This is a genomic window from Arthrobacter sp. SDTb3-6 (assembly GCF_013376095.1).
GTDB lineage: Bacteria > Actinomycetota > Actinomycetes > Actinomycetales > Micrococcaceae > Specibacter.
Window position 1 is genome coordinate 18,697 of record NZ_JAAMFN010000011.1, and the last position, 14,089, is coordinate 32,785.

The 14,089-nt window shown below is 61.0% G+C and carries 12 protein-coding genes and 1 pseudogene; 6 read left to right on the top strand and 7 right to left on the bottom strand.

Translation table 11 applies throughout. The features are described 5' to 3' along the window. Positions 1–33: 33 nt before the first annotated feature. Together G6035_RS07405 and G6035_RS07410 are read left to right on the top strand one after the other, a co-directional pair. The gene (locus tag G6035_RS07405; RefSeq protein ID WP_176616443.1) at positions 34–741 is read left to right on the top strand and encodes a GntR family transcriptional regulator; all 708 of its coding nucleotides are present in this window, start codon (positions 34–36) and stop codon (positions 739–741) included. Between the two features lie 51 nt (positions 742–792). Then, positions 793–1,704: a hypothetical protein gene (locus tag G6035_RS07410; RefSeq protein WP_176616444.1), complete on the top strand. Its 912-nt coding sequence runs from the start codon at positions 793–795 to the stop codon at positions 1,702–1,704. 71 nt (positions 1,705–1,775) lie between these two features. Here the strand turns inward: G6035_RS07410 and G6035_RS07415 are convergent, their stop codons facing one another. Continuing rightward, positions 1,776–2,300, bottom strand: coding sequence for a gamma carbonic anhydrase family protein (locus G6035_RS07415; RefSeq protein WP_176616445.1), 525 nt, complete (start codon positions 2,298–2,300; stop codon positions 1,776–1,778). A gap of 283 nt (positions 2,301–2,583) precedes the next feature. Here G6035_RS07415 and G6035_RS07420 point away from each other — a divergent pair, with 283 nt between their 5' ends. From G6035_RS07420 to G6035_RS07435, 4 genes are all read left to right on the top strand, one after another. Continuing rightward, entirely contained in the window at positions 2,584–3,456 is an 873-nt protein-coding gene (locus G6035_RS07420) for a CoA ester lyase (protein WP_176616446.1), read from the top strand. Next, positions 3,453–4,646: a CaiB/BaiF CoA transferase family protein gene (locus G6035_RS07425; protein WP_371130907.1), complete on the top strand. Its 1,194-nt coding sequence runs from the start codon at positions 3,453–3,455 to the stop codon at positions 4,644–4,646. Before G6035_RS07420 ends, G6035_RS07425 begins: the two co-directional genes overlap by 4 nt. A gap of 715 nt (positions 4,647–5,361) precedes the next feature. Then, complete coding sequence (locus G6035_RS07430; protein WP_176616447.1) at positions 5,362–6,735, top strand: MFS transporter; 1,374 nt, start codon at positions 5,362–5,364, stop codon at positions 6,733–6,735. Positions 6,736–7,204: 469 nt separating this feature from the next. Then, positions 7,205–7,564, top strand: a complete 360-nt coding sequence (locus G6035_RS07435; RefSeq protein WP_176616448.1) for a hypothetical protein — start codon at positions 7,205–7,207, stop codon at positions 7,562–7,564. Positions 7,565–8,405: 841 nt separating this feature from the next. Here the strand turns inward: G6035_RS07435 and G6035_RS07440 are convergent. The 6 genes and pseudogenes from G6035_RS07440 to G6035_RS07465 form a co-directional block, all read right to left on the bottom strand. After that, positions 8,406–9,794, bottom strand: a pseudogene (locus G6035_RS07440) (IS1380 family transposase). Positions 9,795–9,921: 127 nt separating this feature from the next. Further along, positions 9,922–10,098 (bottom strand): hypothetical protein, encoded by a 177-nt coding sequence (locus G6035_RS07445; protein ID WP_256127817.1) that lies wholly within the window; start codon positions 10,096–10,098, stop codon positions 9,922–9,924. Between the two features lie 179 nt (positions 10,099–10,277). Further along, positions 10,278–11,273, bottom strand: a complete 996-nt coding sequence (locus G6035_RS07450) for a tyrosine-type recombinase/integrase (RefSeq protein ID WP_176616449.1) — start codon at positions 11,271–11,273, stop codon at positions 10,278–10,280. Continuing rightward, the gene (locus G6035_RS07455) at positions 11,270–12,217 is read right to left on the bottom strand and encodes a tyrosine-type recombinase/integrase (protein ID WP_176616450.1); all 948 of its coding nucleotides are present in this window, start codon (positions 12,215–12,217) and stop codon (positions 11,270–11,272) included. The genes G6035_RS07450 and G6035_RS07455 overlap by 4 nt, the downstream gene beginning before the upstream one ends. Beyond that, positions 12,210–13,400: a tyrosine-type recombinase/integrase gene (locus G6035_RS07460; protein WP_176616451.1), complete on the bottom strand. Its 1,191-nt coding sequence runs from the start codon at positions 13,398–13,400 to the stop codon at positions 12,210–12,212. The genes G6035_RS07455 and G6035_RS07460 overlap by 8 nt, the downstream gene beginning before the upstream one ends. Positions 13,401–13,468: 68 nt before the next feature. Next, the gene (locus G6035_RS07465) at positions 13,469–14,086 is read right to left on the bottom strand and encodes an ATP-binding protein (protein WP_176616452.1); all 618 of its coding nucleotides are present in this window, start codon (positions 14,084–14,086) and stop codon (positions 13,469–13,471) included. Positions 14,087–14,089 lie beyond the last annotated feature (3 nt).

Consider the following 14,089-nt stretch of genomic DNA (forward strand, 5'->3'; position numbering starts at 1 on the left):
CGAAAGGAGCCCCCGTCGCCTAAACTGAAGAATATGACAGCCTTGGATACACGCCCGCTAGTGGAGCGAATAACCGACGAACTCCGCGCACAGGTCATCGACGGCAGGCTCAAGCCGGGATCGCGGCTGCGACAGGAGGAGATTGCGGCGGAACTCGGGGTGAGCCGCACTCCCCTGCGCGAGGCCTTCCGCCGACTTCAGGGCGAGGGTTGGTTTGCCAACCATGCGCGTCAGGGAATCGTCGTCAACGAGATGACGATCGACGAGATCACGGACATCGCGGTGGCCCGAATGATGCTCGAGCCCGTTTCGGCGGGGCTGGCGGCACGCGTCCACGACGATGCGGCTGCCGGGCGTTTGCGCGACATGACGTTGGCGCAAATCGATCCGATGGACACACACGCCTTCTTCGATTCCAACAGGGATTTCCACTTTGAAATCTCGGGGATCGGACCGCATGCCAAGGAGACCGACCTGGGCCGAACGATTCGTCGGCACTGGGAACTGTTTTCTCGGTACCGCTTGTACTATTGGCGCAGCACGGTCCATGTCAACCGTTCGGAGGCTGCCCACCTGGACATCACTGCGGCATGGCTCGAACGGGACTCCGAAACCGTTGAGCGGCTGGTCGCCCGGCACAACTGGCTGGCGATCAAGGACCAGATAGAAGTCCTGCACCCTGAGGCCGAGCTCGATTCGCAGCTGCTGGCTATGTGCGAAAAATACGGCATCGGCGTCTGACTTCCGCGCCGGGGTCGGGCCTCAATCCATCACGACCGCGAAGGAGCGGGCATGACAACAAAACATAGCACCGAAGCCACCGAACCGGCTACAGCCAACGAATATGCGATCACCCCACAGCTTTCCGGGTGGTCACCCAAACCGTTGACGCGGAACCAGTGGTTAGACCCTTGGCCGCTCGGTGCACTTGCTGCCACGCTCGGGATCGAACCGCCGGCGTCCACAAACGTCCCGCCACTGTGGCACTGGCTTTATTTCCTGGACTGGACCCCGGCAGCAGAGCTTGGGAACGACGGGCACCCGACGGCCGGAGATTTCCTGCCACCGCTTCGCCTACGAACGCGAATGTTCGCCGGCGGACGTTATAAGCAGCTCAAACCGCTGCGGACCGGCATGGACACCGAACGCTCGGCCACGGTGATCCGGACACAGGTGAAGAACGGGCGCTCCGGGGAGATGCTTTTTGTTGTACTTCGCCACGAGTTTCATCAGCTGGGTGAACTGTGCGTAGTGGAAGAGCAGGATATTGTGTACCGCTCGGGACCAGTCCACCGCGGATCACCGCCCGCCGCGATCACCCCCGCAGGGCCTGCCGGCGGCGTTGCGGGGGTGGCGCCAGCGGCCAGCGCGTTTACCCCTGAAGCGACGACACTGTTCCGCTTCAGCGCGCTGACCGGCAACGCACATCGCATCCACTACGACGCGGACTACGCACGTGAGAAGGAGCGCTATGAGCGGCTGGTCATCCATGGGCCACTGCAGATCCTGCTGATGATGCGCGAGGGTCTGTCGGGTCGCGCACCCTCCTCGCTCGCGTCTGCCAACTACCGACTGCTCCGACCTGCCCACCTGGGCGATGAGCTGTCGCTGAGTTCCAGAGACACGCCCACGGGGGTCGATGTCCAACTCTTCGCCGCAGGGCGGCGGCCGGCAAGCGCGACGGCGTCACTTACGTTCCGCTGATCGGCTCACCATCCGGCACGACGGCGGGACCTCTCGTCCGCCTGTCTGTGAGCAATGTGTTGCGGAGCGGCTCAGTAACGCGCGTGGAGCTCACGGTGTGCCGCCGCGCGCGGAACATAGCGGATGGCCGTCGCGCCGACACGTTCGACCTCGGCGTCTGTCAGCGGCCTCCTGACTTTCGCCGGCACCCCGGCCACCAGCGAACGAGGTGGAACGACCGTACCCTCCAGCACGACCGCGCCAGCCGCCACAAGTGACCCCGCGCCAATCACTGCGCCATTCATCACCGTGGCACCCATGCCGATCAAACTACCGTCCTCGACCGTACAGCCGTGCACCACCGCCCCGTGCCCCACGCTGACTCCCGCCCCAAGGGTGCACGGAAACCCGGGGTCGGCGTGAACTACAACGTTGTCCTGCAGGTTGCTACCCTCGCCCACTTCAATCCTAGCTGTGTCGGCGCGCACGGTCGCGCCATAAAACACGCTCGCCCCCTCGCCAAAATGGGCGTCTCCGATGATCGACGCGGTTGGTGCCACGAAAACGGATGCCGGAGTGACGGGGGACTTTCCAGAGAACTCATAGGTGGGTGACATGCCAGCCATATTAGTTGCTTAAAGGCAGCTGGAAAGAACTTCATGCCCCGGGGTTGTGCCTCACGTCACTCTCAGTTACGCTATCAATGGATTTTGGATCCAAAAGCCAGTTTGGTAACGATATGACGCATTGGCACCGAACGGGAGACAGCACCACCAAAGCCTGGCCCCACTCAAGACGTGGGCCACATAGCTGTCAGCACCGCCCTTCCTCTGGCCGCACTGCTCGAACCGAACGCCCCCACACGGCCAATTCATGCGGCCCACGATTTGAAAGGACCCCATGTCCACCCCCATCAGCACCCTGCTCTTCTGTCCCGCAACTGCGCCGGACAAAGTCGCAAAGATCCCCTCGACCGGCGCCGACTCCGCGGCGATCGACCTTGAGGACGCCGTCAACACGACCCACAAAGTGGCGGCACGAGCCATCGCGCTCGAGAGCATCACTTCTTCCGCGTTTCGGAATTTCCCCGTATTCGTTCGCATCAACGACACCAGCACGGGCCTCACTGAGGACGATATTGCCGGTGTTGTGCATCCGCACCTGGACGGGATTGTCCTCTCCAAGGCGTCGTCTCCAGCGGATATCGACCTGGCTGATGCCGCGCTGGCCCGGGCTGAACGTGCCGCCGGCATCCCGATCGGCAGCATCGGCATTATCCCGCTGCTCGAAACCGCAGCCGGCGTGCACCGCGCCGTCGACATCCTGTCTGCGTCGTCCCGCGTACGGACGGCCATCTTCGGATTCGTCGACTACATGCTCGACGTAGGGATCCACTCGATCGACCACACTCCCGACGCCGATGAGCTACTCTACGCACGCTCCGCCGTCGTTATGGCGTGCCGCGTCGCCGGAATCCAACCGCCGCTGGACGGACCCTTCCTGGGCATCCGCACCCCGGAAGCGTTGCTCGCGCAGTGCCGACAGGCTCGCCGCATGGGCTATGCGGGAAAGATGCTCATCCACCCGTCCCAGGTGGGGCCCGCCAGAGAGGGGTTCGCGCCGGACCCGGAGGAGGTCGAGCAGGCCAAGAACATTGTCCGAGCCTTCACAGAAGCCGACCGGCTGGGCAAGGCAGCCATAGTCGTCGATGGCAGACTCGTCGACTACCCAGTAGTTGCACGCGCGCGCCGCATCCTGGAGGGAGCCCTGTGAACGCCAGCGCATTCGCCGGAATAAGGGTCCTGGACGCGGCGTCCCTGGTGGCTGGCCCGATGATGGCCACATACCTCGCCGAATACGGGGCAGACGTCATCAAGGTTGAACAGCCCGGAACTGGCGATCCAATTCGACAATGGGGTGCCAACAAGGACGGCGTCAACCTGATGTGGAAGAGCTTGGGCCGCAACAAGCGCACCGTCTCGCTCAACCTGCGCGTTGAGGAGGGCCAAGGCATATTCCGACACCTCGTGGCCGACGCCGACGTCGTGGTCCTCAACACCCGTCCCAGCACACTCAAGCGCTGGGGACTGACGTGGGAGGAGCTTTCCGCGATCCAGCCGGGGCTCATCATGGTCCACGTGACCGGCTACGGCGGAACCGGCCCCTACAGCGACAAGCCCGGCTTCGGCACCATAAGCGAGGCCATGAGCGGGTTCTCCCACCTCACGGGAGAACCCGACGGGCCGCCAACGTTGCCCGGCTTCATGCTGGCCGACTGTGTCGCCGCCGTGCACGGGGCGTTTGCGATCAGCGCCGCGCTGCTGCACCGTGAGCGCACCGGCGAGGGGCAGCTGATCGACCTGAGCCTGCTCGAGCCGCTGGCCCGCTTCGCCGAACAAGCCACCCTGGTTTACGACCAGCTCGGGGAAATCCCGGCTCGTGTGGGCAACAAGTGGTCCATCAGCGTCCCCCGCAATACCTACAAGACTTCAGACAACCAGTGGCTGGCCGTCTCGGGCAGCGCACAAACGATCGCCTTGCGTGTCTACGACGCCATCGGCAGGCCCGAGCTGCGCGAGGACCCCGAGTACGCCGATCCGCTGCGACGCATCGCCAACCGCGATGTCGTGGACCAGCTCATCGCCGACTGGATCGGTGCCCGCCCGCTGCAGACTGTGCTGGACGAGTTCGATGCCAGCGGTGTTGCCTCGGGCCCGGTCTACAACGCGAAGCAGCTCATGAACGACCCGCACGTCATGGCCCGCGGCACGTTCCTGAGTGTGGCGGACGAGGAACTCAACTCCGTCCGGGTCCAGGCCCCCGTCGCACGGATGTCGCGTACGCCCGGTGTCGTGCGTCATTTGGGACGCTCGGTCGGCGCCGACAACGAGGAGATCCTTTGCGGTCTGCTCGGCTTAACCGAAGTCGAAATGTCGGACCTGCGTGAACGTCATGTTATCTGAAGACAACCATCATCGGGCGGCAATGGCGCCGCCCCTAGCGAGGAGAACATGATGGACCTGTCAAATTTTCCAATTGCTTGTTCAACCAGCCAGCCTCGTCGTGGTTTTCGTGATCATTTTTGCGTATTCGCAGTCTCTGCCCGAACGGAGGTGGACGAGTCGTGCCGGCGCCAAGGGCCGCCGAAAGCGATGCAAACAATTCGCGTTGCGAGAGCCTGTTCCGTGTCCAATTGTGGAACTCCAAGATCTCCTGCCCTGGCCCGCGCGCCTCCACGCCCGCTGACGCCAGGGAGGCTGGTGACCACCAACTATTCGCTGATAAAGCCGCCCGGTATGCGTACGAACATCTGGAGTTCTACCGCCGTATCCGTGATAACCAGGGCATGAAGTTGCTGACGGCCGACGTCTGCATGCGCATAGGATCCGCTGCTCTCATGCAAGATTTGCCGTCCCAACTAACGATGAGTACGTCGCCGAGCGAAACGTCCGAGGGAGCCTCTTGCTCCAGGTTGCCCCGGCGGTATTTTGCATCCACGAACTAGATACGGCTCTGCACTTGGATGGTTTTGCTGGAACATACCGAAAGGCTTTTCTAGTAATTACAAAATATGTTGCAAGTTTTCATGTCAGCTGTCACAAACGTTCGCCGTGATCACGGGCGCTTCCCCGAGATGGCGAGCGCCTACTACAAACAAATTCCCCAAAGGAGGTAACAATGTCTTCACCCCACGTATTGTCGGAACTCGAGGCCAGCCCATTCCGACGGACCCATCGCTTCATTCTGATTGTCATCAGTGCCATATTCTTCTTCGATCTCGCAGACCTGAACACCTTTGCCTATGCCGCGCCCGTGCTCAAGGTTGGTTATCATTACACGATAGGTGACATTGCGGGTGTCACTTCCGCATCCTTCCTCGCCATGGCAATTGGATCCATCGCCGCGGGTTGGTTCGCCAACCTTGTTGGTCGCCGCAAAGGCCTCATAGTCTCCGTGGCCTTGTTCTCGGTCGGTTCGCTAGCCAACGCCACAGTTACGCAGGTCTGGGAAATGGGCCTCACGCGATTCCTCACAGGGCTTGGCCTAGGCGCCATGACTGCCATCGCACTAACTTACGTCGCCGAGGTCGCGCCTGCGGCCTCCCGAGGACGGATGCAGTCAATTTCATTCGCCACGGGAATGGTCGGCATCCCTGTCGCCGCATTTGTCGCGCGATTCCTAGTTGGCCTGCCAGGCGAGAGCTGGCGCGGAATCTTCGTTTTCGGCGCCCTCGGCATACTCCTGATTCCCTTCCTCATGCGGCTACCAGAGTCCCCTAGGTGGCTGCTACTGCGCGGACAAACCGAACGGGCGTTGGAGTCGACATCGTCAATCATCGGTCGCGAACTAAGTGCTGGACACGTTTCACTGGAGCCCTTTCACGCCTCCAGTGTGGGCAATGGCTCATTGGCCACCTATGTGAGTCTTTTCCGCAATGGCTTGGCTCGCCGGACCATCGGACTTCTCCTTGCATGGGTTCTGCTGTTCGCCGGGTTCTACGGCTTCTCCTCGTGGGTCCCGACGCTGCTGTCCTCCAATGGTCACTCGGTCACCAAAAGCTTACTCTTCACGTCCATCATGTCGATCGGCAGTTTCCCCGGCGCCCTCTTCTCAGCCGTGCTGATTGACCGTTTCTCCCGCCGCAAGCTGCTGGGGATCTTCTGCCTCTTGGTTGCCTGCTGCGGAGTCTTTTACGGACTTGCCCGCAACGATGTATCCATTATGCTTCTTGGACTTGCGGTGACCTTCTTCAGTCAGACTACTATGGCCATACTCTTCGCCTACACCCCGGAACAGTTCCCCACCCGCCAGCGGATGGCCGGCACGGCACTCTCCAACGCATTCGGCCGCCTGAGCAACGTCGCTTTCCCGCTCATAGTAGCTATGGTCTTCGGTGCCGCCGGCTATGTTCCTGTGTTCTTCATGGTTTCAGCAGCCTGGGTAGCCGGAGCCATTGCCGTCTTCGCCTTCGGTGCGAGCAGGACCGGGAAGTCCATCGACGCAGAACAAGCCGCCCCTACTGTCTCCTCGGCATCCCCTTCCCATTCCTGATTGAGCACCAGGTAGAACCTGACATGGAACCAGGAAAATAAAAAATGCATGAGCATGGCTTCAACTATGCCGAAATGCTTCCCCTGGGCCCTCAACTGGCGCCGTTCCGGCTATTGACACGCGAGGGGTGGGTATCCCGCCCAAGCCCCAGGACTCTGGACACGCTCAGGTGACTGCAGACTCAGTTCGGTGAATCTTAGGGCTTTTGGACGCCGGAGCGCGGCACTCCGGCGTCCATTCTCGATATAATTGATGCAAGGTCATGTATCCCACTGGGTGCGAAGATCCTCTACATCTCGCGGTTCGCGCCCCTTGAAATCGGCAAATCGGCACGGTGAGCTTGCATCTATTAAATCGCCATGTCTAGAGCCCTGAGCCCTGTGGAGGCGCAACATCCCCAGAGGCCACAGTCAGCACTCCGGGGACGACGGTCTACGAGGGGTTCCGTGATGTCTAGAATTTCCTCAAAATGACTCATCTGACCCAACTGATTCTTGTCGGCTACTACTTAAGATTATTCGACTGCAACTTTAAACTGACCGGTGGCTATTATAAAGGCTATTATAAAGAGTTCTCCATAATAGCCACCGTCGGTTGCGACCCAGGACGGGTGAACACTCAAATTTTGTGCCAGGTAATTCGTCGTCAGCACGGACACCACGTGGCGGGTCGCGCAGATGGAACGGGTGTAACCGAGATCCACGAGTTTGCCATCCACAACGGATCCACGAATCTTCCCGCGGCGCTACTCCCCCGAATTGTCATCATGGCCGGCAGGTATTGGTGCGTGGTCCAGCCGCGCTCAGGCGACGGGTGTCTGGACTCCTGAGTCCCGAGCTTTTACATACGAACAACCAGTGTGTTTTGTGAAACACCGGTGATCATCCCGGTAAGACTTGATCAAGCCATAAGCAACTAGAATTTCCATGGACTTTTCTGGAGATTTGACACCAGGCCCAAAGCTGTTCTCCGACTGAAGCACGTCAGTACGACCGGTAACTGACGGCACCCTGTCCGTGCTATCGCCCGGGAAGCCGATAGGTCCGCTTCAAGCCGGGGGCCAGACCGGGCTGGCCGAGATGAACCGGCAGGTCGCCGAAAACCTCGACACCATCATCGGCACCCTCGAGGTCGACGCCCTCCAGTCCGACGGGACAGCCGATGCCCGCTGAAAACTCCGGGCACCTGGCCGCCAGCGCCCGCCGCCGCCACGAACTGGCCCGATCCAAAACGATCCGAACCCTACGGAAACTCGACAAGTCCGGCGCCCCTGCCTCATTCGAAGCCGTCGCCCGCCACGTCGGGGTAACTCGGGTCTTCCTCTACACCCAACCCGATCTCCGCGCAGAAATCGAAATGCTCCGCGACGCCACGGGGCGGGCACCCGCCCCGTTATCTTTTTGATAGTCCCTAAAAAGAGGATCATGGGGACTGTCGGCCGGCCAGCCTCGGCATGGTGTCTTGCCCCTGTCTAGCCTCGAACTTTCATGAGGCGGGGTTTCTGGCGGATCAGGGCTGACCGTCTGCCTGGTGGTTCCTATTGTGGCATTTGGGTGTGACATTCTGGCCGCTGACCTGTGGGGCGGTTGTCGGTGACGGGTTCCACGCCGGTCACGGTGGTGCTGGTTCTTGGCTTTCTGGTGAGTGTCGGATGGTCGGCTGCTTGCCGTTTATGGTGGGCTGAGCGCGGCGATCCGTTTCACTCCCTGAAGCAGCAGTTGGACCTCTGGTGCCGTGGAGGCCAGGTGCAGGGTGGTTTGGCGGGCGTGCGTGGCGAGTTTCCCGCCGATTTCAAAGAGCCTGGCCCGGAGCTTCTTCGGCTCCCAGCGTCTGGCTTTGGTGTCTTTGAACCCGATCATCTGGGTCCAGGCCATGATTTCCGTGGCCATCATGACGACATGGCACCACAGCTCGTTGGCGGTGAAGGACTTAAACGGCAGGTTCGCGAAACCGGTGTCCTTGGCGTTGCGGATACGGTCCTCGCACCGGGCCCGGAGGCGGTGGCGGACTTCCAGGTCGGCCAGCTGACCCTTTTCCTGGTTCGTGGCGATCGCCGTGTACCGGTGCCCGTCGATATCGGTGATCCGCAACTGCGCACCCACGTGCGGGACTTCCTTCCGCACGATGATGCGCATCCCCTTTGGCCACGAGGACAGATCGAGTATCCCGGTGATGTCGGCCACCCAGGCGCCGTCCCGTTCGGTGCCGTCACTGTCATAGGCCCGGGACCAGCCGTTCTTCGGGATCAGCGGCAGCATCTTCGCGACGGCATCGGTGATCGTGAACCCGACGGAGTAGGAGAAGTTGCGCCCCTTTGCGGTGAGCCAGTCCAGGAACCCATGCGTGCCACCGGCGGAGTCCGTGCGGATCATGATCTTCCGCCCTGGCCGCCACCCGGCCGGCAACTACTTCAGGGAGTCTTTCACCACCTGGATGTGATCGGCGATGGTGTTGGAGCCGGCGTTGCCGGGCCGCAACAACGTCACCAAGGGCTCCCCGGTGCCCAACTGGCCATGGTCAAGGTAGGAACACAAGGGGTGGAAGCCGAAGCCCTTCTTCCACGTCGGGCGGGCGTCATCCTTTTCCGAATGGGAATTCACCAACGAAGCGTCAAGGTCAATGATCAGGGGCTTGTCCTTGCTGGCACCGTGCAGGGGCGAGTCTTCCCCGGCCTGCTCCCACACATGCGCCCTGGCCGCGGCCCGGGCCTTGTTGATCGCCACCAACGCCCTCTCCGGCCGCACGGTGGCCAGGACCTTGAACAGGCGGCTGATCGTGGGATCCGAGGCGTTCAAACCATAAACTTCGGGCTGGTTGCGGAGCCGGTCAATGTCCGAGACGAAGTCCCCGCCCGTGGCCAGCGACAGCGCAAGATCGGTGAGGATCTTGCCCGGATTGTGGATGGCGAACGGCTTGCGCCACGGCCCCAACCCCTCGGACAACCCAGCCGTGAGCCCGGATGCCTTCAGCATCTCCGTCAGGACGATCCCGCCGCCCTGGGACACGACACCATCACCAGTGCCATCAACTTGGCAAATACGGCCTGATGGTACGGGCAGTCCGGGTAGGTGGTACCGCTGATTTCGGCGACCCGGTACCGACCAGGAACCGCGGAACTCGGTTTCTGGCCAGCACCAGGGTTGACCGCCGCCGGGAGTGCGCTGGTGCGTTGCCGGAGTGTGGCGGTTATTCCCAGTGGTCGGTGGCGTCGCGGGCTTCTTGGGCATGCAGCCGGCGCATGTCGACGTCGCCGAGGTTGATCGTGCGGGCCCGGCTTGCGAGCCGGTTCACGATGGAATCGGCGGCGACTTTCTCCGGCAGGCTTTCGATCCAGTATCTTGGTCCGGATTGACTGGCGATCATGGTGGGCAGCCGCTGGTCCCTGTTGACCAGGACGGTGAATAGGTCGTTGGCTGCGGTCTCATCGATGCCGATGGTGAGGAAGTCGTCTCATGTGAAGCAAAAGATTATGCGAAGTTCATGTCGTCTGGCCCAGGCTGTCAGCCTCGGTGGTGTCGGTCGCTTCGCATAATTCTTGGTCGTTAGAGCAGATTGCGCAGCCATGTGTGCAGGTCTGCTCGTTGCTCCTTCCCGTAGGGGCTGTGGGGAACTATGTTTTGTTCGGCTGCTTCGATGGCGCGGCGTTTGGTTTCGGTGCTTGCCCGGGCGTAGATTTCCGTGGTGGTGACACTCTCGTGTCCAAGGAAATCGCGGATGTAGACCAGGTTCACACCGGCGTCGAGGAGATGCATGGCTTTCGAATGCCGCATGATGTGGGGATGCGAACTCGAGGGAACTTCCGCAGGGTGGGCGCAGTGGGCGGCGGCGACGCTCTTTTGCAGCACATATGCGACACCGGCCCTGCCAAGCCGGTTTCCGCTATGGTTCACGAACAGCGGATCCGTCAGCTCTCCGTTGGGACGAACTGAAGCGATGTAGCGCACCAACATTTCACCGACTTGGTTGGAGAGAGGAATCACGCGTGCTTTCCTCCCCTTCCCGACGACTTTGGCAGTGTGGGGGCGTGAAAGCGTTAGGTCACCGACCGCCAAGCCGCATAGCTCACTGACTCTGGCGCCCGAGTCGTAGAGCAGGGACACGATCGTTAGGTCCCGCAAGTTGGCGGATGCGGTGCCGACGACGAGTTGCACGGCTCGTACGCTGAGAAATTCGATCTCCTCGGTTTTTGGTGTCTTCACGGATGGTATCTCGAGGAGACGGCGACAAATCTCGATGTGTTCGGGAGCCTCAGCCTGCACGAACTTTGCAAATGATCTGATGGCGGCGATGCGTGCGTTTGAGGTGGAAGCGGCGCATTGGCGTTCCTCGCGAAGCCAACCACTGAATCGGCCGATATGGTCAGGGTCGAGGTGTGCCATGGTGACCTTGTCTGGTGGCACAGCTTCGCTGCTGTCCATCCACTTGAGCAGCAGCACAAACCCATCACGGTATGAGGCGATGGTGTGGGCGCTGAGCCCTCGTCTTTTCGGCAGGTAGTCGATGAGGAAGGACTGCAGCAGCGACTGAAACTCCCTCATGACGCACCACCGAACACGCGTTGTGACACTGGCTCTTGCGCGTCAATGATCCGCAGCAACGTGTCCTGGGTGAACCTGAGGTAATACTCGGTGCTGGTGATGTCGGCATGGCCCATGTAGGTGGCGAGAAGGGGCAGTGCGACATAGACATCCATCCTGCTGTCGACCATCTTTTCAAGCGCGTGAACCGCATACGAATGCCTGAGATCATGAGGGCGAATGGGCTTGCCCTTGTCTGTGAGAACGCCGGCCCGGGCGAAAACGCTGCGGAGCGCGACACCCGCGTGGTTGCCTTTGGGGACATTGCCGCGCGCCGTTGGCATCAACGGTGACGTGCCACTGGCACCGGAGAGGCCGCACCGATCCAAATAACCCGCGGCGTACTCCCACAGTGATGCCGACATCGGGAGCAGCCTGGTCCTGTCACCCTTGGCATGTCTGATCAGGATCGTGCCCGCACTGATGTCCAGGTCAGACACTGCCAGCGCGCAGGCTTCACCGATGCGGATGCCACAACACCACAGCAGCCGCAGCAGCAATCGACGCGCCTCGGATACGGTGCGGTCCGCAGTGGCCAGGATGTGGGCCATCTCGGGTGCGGTCACGATCCTCGGCACAAAATCGGTCGTGCCGCGTACGAGCCCCGCGGGCGGAATCGCCGGCGTGTAGCCCTTGCTCGCAAGCCACAGACAGAACTGACGCAAAATCGCGATGCGTTTGCACTGGTTCGATACCGCTTCGCCTGGTTTCCTGCCGGTCAGTTTTTCCATGGCAACCCGGGAAACAATGCCGGAGTCGACCGGGTAGTCGGCGATGAATCGTGCGATCTCCCGCAGCACGTATTGGTAGCCCGTGGCGATGGAGTAGCCCAGCGAGCGTTTGTAGCGCACATAGCCGGTGAACAGTTCGCCGTGCGGGCCTGGGAAGACGATGATGTCATCCACGGGGCACCTCCAACGACAGAACACGCAGCCTTTCAACGTCGATGGCCATGTACTTGCGCGTGGTGTTGGCGTTCGAATGCCCCAATATTCCCGAAATCACCGGGTACCCAGTGTGCCCCGAGAGCATGTTGGTTGCTGCCGAGTGGCGCAGCGAATGCATCCCGTGATGCTTACCCATGGTGTTCACGGATGCCCGCACGTAGGCACCGGTGGCGACGTAGTGGAACGCGTTCACGGCGTCCTCGAAGCTGTCATGGGGTGCACGATGGTGCAAAAATACGTGCTCATTTGGGTTCTTGGGTCGCTCGTTGCGCAGGTAGTCGGCCAGGGCAAGCATCACTTCCTCCGGCAGGGGCAGCCTGACAGGGTTACCGGTCTTGGCCTGCGTGAACCGGACCTCGCGGGCACGCCAATCCAGACTCCCCAAACGCAACGCTCTAATATCGCCCGCGCGCATCCCGAGGACAGATGCCAGGAGCAGCATTGCCCGATCACGTCTGGGGCACCCCGCTCCCGTTGCAGCGACCATCGCGGCAACCTCAGTGACTGCGTATGCCGACGGCAACGCAGCATGCTTATGCCCTGGAATGACCGGCATCGCAGCCGCGACGGCCGGACTACACAATTCCTCGCCGGCCGCCCACGCCGTGAATGCGCGGATGGCATAAAGGATCCCGGCCCGTGACTGCGCGGTCATCCAGGAACACGCTTCGAGGTGGGCGGTGACATCCTCCATGGAGAGATCAGTAAAATCATTGATCCTCAACCCGACCATGAACTTTCTGATCAGGCAGCTCTGGCCACGGATTGAGGAACGTGCAAGGCTGCGCTGCTCAAGAACGGACACATATGCGTCAAAGACGTGCCGAAATCGATCAGGTACATCCTCAGACAGTGCCCTCGAATAAGGCGGCAGACACCCGTCATTGTCCAGGGAAAGTAGGGTCCGCACCTGCCTGAGCATCTTGCGATTGACACGGGAAAGAACATTCCCGTTCAGCCCCATGTCCACGATGAACTGCTCTTCCTGCTCCCTATCGAAGCATTTGATGTCTCGCTCGGAGCACCATCGCCTGGCCTTGTTCCACGAACTTTTGTAATGCTGGATCGTACCGGGCATGTACCCGAGTTCAGCGAGCATCTGGCCTGCCTGAGAAGCCAGCTCGTCAATGTTCTTACTCATACCATTGCCTCCAAATGTCAAGGGATTGACATCATGCCAAGGCAAACTGCGGAGGATAAGGGTGTGAGTTATGCGAAGTTAAACTCGCTGCCGGAACACAGGCGACGGGCCAGACCAAGCGAACTTCGCATAATCTTTTGCTTCACATGAGATGACTTATGCGAAGCTTCGCATAAGTCGTCGATGATGAGCAGGTCAACGTCGCTGAGCTTGTTGAGCAGGTTTTGGTGGGCGATCCTGTCGCCGCGGGCGATGACCAGTTCCAGTGCCAGCTCGTCCATCCGGGTGTAGTGGACCGAGTGCTCCGCATGGCACGCGGCGATCCCTATCGCGCAGGCGATGTAGGTTTTCCCGGCGCCCGTGGGGGAAATCAGCAGCAGGTTCGTCGGGTCCGCCCGCCAGTCATGGGCGGCGTAGCGTTGCATTCGCACCGAGGAGACCCCGCGCGCGGGCAGGTACCGTATCTCTTCGATCGAGGCGTGCGGGATGGGGAACCGGGCCTTGCCTATGAGCTTGTCGATGCGGTTTGAGCGCCGGACCTCCAGGGCTTCATCCACTGCGGTGAGGAAGAGCTCCTCCGGGGTTTTGAGGTCGTTGCCATCGTCCTTGAGCAGTTCCTCGAGTTGGAGGGCGACCTGGGTGATGCGCAGCGCCCGGAATTTCTCGTAATCAACACTGGTGAACATACC

Coding starts and splice junctions, on each gene's coding strand:
- G6035_RS07405 (WP_176616443.1), top strand. CDS start 34: ATGACAGCCTTGGATACACGCCCGCTAGTGGAGCGAATAACCGACGAA.
- G6035_RS07410 (WP_176616444.1), top strand. CDS start 793: ATGACAACAAAACATAGCACCGAAGCCACCGAACCGGCTACAGCCAAC.
- G6035_RS07415 (WP_176616445.1), bottom strand. CDS start 2,300: ATGTCACCCACCTATGAGTTCTCTGGAAAGTCCCCCGTCACTCCGGCA.
- G6035_RS07420 (WP_176616446.1), top strand. CDS start 2,584: ATGTCCACCCCCATCAGCACCCTGCTCTTCTGTCCCGCAACTGCGCCG.
- G6035_RS07430 (WP_176616447.1), top strand. CDS start 5,362: ATGTCTTCACCCCACGTATTGTCGGAACTCGAGGCCAGCCCATTCCGA.
- G6035_RS07435 (WP_176616448.1), top strand. CDS start 7,205: ATGACTCATCTGACCCAACTGATTCTTGTCGGCTACTACTTAAGATTA.
- G6035_RS07445 (WP_256127817.1), bottom strand. CDS start 10,098: ATGATCGCCAGTCAATCCGGACCAAGATACTGGATCGAAAGCCTGCCG.
- G6035_RS07450 (WP_176616449.1), bottom strand. CDS start 11,273: ATGAGGGAGTTTCAGTCGCTGCTGCAGTCCTTCCTCATCGACTACCTG.
- G6035_RS07460 (WP_176616451.1), bottom strand. CDS start 13,400: ATGAGTAAGAACATTGACGAGCTGGCTTCTCAGGCAGGCCAGATGCTC.
- G6035_RS07465 (WP_176616452.1), bottom strand. CDS start 14,086: ATGTTCACCAGTGTTGATTACGAGAAATTCCGGGCGCTGCGCATCACC.